Source organism: Glutamicibacter sp. BSL13 (genome assembly GCF_052928425.1).
This window is the reverse complement of the sequence record NZ_JAVGCZ010000200.1, coordinates 1-1713: the sequence shown is the minus strand read 5'-3', so window position 1 is coordinate 1713 and position 1713 is coordinate 1. Positions and strand designations below refer to the sequence as shown.

Here is a 1713-nt window from a genome sequence, read left to right as displayed (position 1 = left end):
CCTCACGCCGCGGCAGCTGGTGCAGCCGGCGCTTGTTCTGCCCCACCCACTTCGCCCAGGGCGCGGCGGCGGCCAGTTCGGCCTTGAGCTGCGCGTCGGGGATGATCCGCCCGGCCGCGACGTCCAGCAGGAACACGGTGCCCGGGGCGACGCGCCCCTTGGCGGTGACCTGCTGGGCGGGCACGTCCACCACCCCGACCTCGCTGGCCAGCACCAGCAGCCCGTCCGCGGTGGTCAGCCAGCGGGCCGGGCGCAGCCCGTTGCGGTCCAGCACCGCCCCGGCCAGCTGCCCGTCGGTGAAGCACACGGCGGCCGGCCCGTCCCACGGCTCCATGAGCATCGCATGGTACTCGTAGAACGCCCGCAGATCCCGGTCCATGTGCTCATCGTGTTCCCAGGCCTGCGGGATCATCATCATGATCGCCGCGGCCGGGTGCCGCCCGGAGAGCATCAGCAGTTCGGCGACCTCGTCGAAGCTGGTCGAGTCCGACGCGCCGGGCGTGCAGATCGGGAACAGCTCCTCGGGCACCTCCCCCAGCAGCTCGCTGGCCAGCTGGGACTGCCGGGCGCGCATCCAGTTGCGGTTGCCCTGCACGGTGTTGAACTCCCCGTTGTGGGCGATGGTGCGCAGCGGCTGGGCCAGCGGCCAGGAGGGGAAGGTGTTGGTGGAGAAGCGCGAATGCACGATCGCGCAGCGGGTGCCCAGCCGGGCGTCGGCCAGGTCCGGGTAGAAGCGGTCCAGCTGCGCGGTGGAAACCATGCCCTTGTAGACCAGGGTGCCGCTGGCGAAGGAGGCGAAGTACACCCCGTGGCGGTGCTGGGCCCGGCGCCGGATGCGCCAGCACACCGCGTCCAGCGCCCGGCCGGAGGGCACCCCGGTGACGAAGAACTGGGCGATGTGCGGCATGCATTCGCGGGCGGTAGCCCCCAGCACCCGTGCGTCCACCGGCACCTGGCGCCAGCCCAGCACGGTGAGACCCTCGGCCTCGGCCAGCTGCTGCACGGCGGCCACCGCGGCCTGACGCTCAGCGGGGGCGGCGGGCAAAAAGGCCATGCCCACGGCGTAGCGTCCGGGCTCGGGCAGCTGGAAGTCGGTGACCTGGCGCAGGAAGCGGTCCGGCAGGTGCAGCAGGATTCCTGCCCCGTCCCCGGTGTCCGCGTCGGCGCCGGTCGCGCCACGGTGTTCCAGGCGGCGCAGGGCGGTCAGCGCCTGTTCGACGATGCGGTGGCTGGCTTCATTTTTCAGGCTGGCGATCATCGCCAGCCCGCACGCGTCCTTCTCGGCGCCGGGATCGTAGAGTCCCTGCGCGCCGGGCAGCGCGGCGAATCGGGTGTAGGGCGAGGAGATGGGTTCCCCGCCACCATCTGGCGAGGCGTTCAGCTGGACTCCGGTCATGCTCATGAGCGTGCCTTTCAAGGGTGTGCCGTATTGCTTGGGGCAGCACGCAGGACGCTGGGTTTCAGCCCGAAAAACGGAGGCTGCCGGTCATCGTCGCCGCCCCGGCGGCAGGCCGACGCCGCGGGCCGGGTTCGCCGATGGGTGGGATACCGGGGCCGGGCAGCGAAGGCACGCCGCGGGCCAGGGAGTGGGGCCCGAAGGTGTGGTGTGCGCACGATGGATCCACCGCGTTGTGGGTCGTGTCCGACCGGTGGGCCGCGACATGGTGGTGCGGGCCGCCAGCGGGTCGGGGTCGGGGGCGCGGCGGGTAGGGG

Annotated in this window: 1 pseudogene; it reads right to left on the bottom strand. The window is 72.3% G+C overall.

Features of this window, described 5'->3' with window-relative positions:
* Positions 1-1402: pseudogene (locus RCJ92_RS15805) on the bottom strand (glutamate synthase subunit alpha); the annotation flags it as partial.
* Between the last annotated feature and the right edge of the window lie 311 nt (positions 1403-1713).